Here is a 636-nt window from a genome sequence, read left to right on the forward strand (position 1 = left end):
GGAAGAGGACGGATGAGCTGTCAAGATATGAAGCATCAATGGGAAAAATATAAAAACGGCACTTTGACAGACAAAGAAGCAGAAACACTTGAACAACATACGGAAAATTGTGAAGCATGCTCAGCTCATTTAGAGCACTTGCTAACTGAAGATGAACCGTTATCGCCAACTCCATCAACTACTTCACTAAATGACGATACGATGTTGGATAATAAAAAAGTGAAAAAGTCCATTTATATGGCCAAATGGAAGCAGCGCCTTTCAAATGTGACAACTGTCATTAGCTCTGTCGTTCTGCTATGGATGATTGGCAGCTTTTTATCCATTGTATATTATCATCAATCAAAAACCGAATACATAAACAGCGTCAATCAAGCAGCTATCGAATCTGCTTTTCCGAACGTTCATATACGTGAAACCACTTCTGATACACAGTCCTTTTTCCGAATGCAGTCGCAAATGGAAGCTTATAAGCAAATTGGACGTGAAGAGCAGGCCATTGGGACGTTTACATTTCATCAGCTGTTTGATAAAACGAGCGGTGTAGAAAAAGAATTTTCTGGTGGTAAATACGACCTTAACCTTTCCTTTGTCTATCCTGATCCAAAAAAACTAAAGCTGCATGCAAAAGAGTAT

Annotated in this window: 1 protein-coding gene; it reads left to right on the plus strand. The window is 39.0% G+C overall.

Features of this window, described 5'->3' with window-relative positions; all coding sequences use genetic code 11:
* Window positions 1-27: 27 nt before the first annotated feature.
* Window positions 28-636 (plus strand): sigma factor regulator N-terminal domain-containing protein (locus AC27IT_RS27825; protein ID WP_487092266.1); only part of this gene is annotated, 609 nt, incomplete at its 3' end.

The sequence above is a fragment of the Brevibacillus sp. YAE8 genome, from assembly GCF_057543335.1.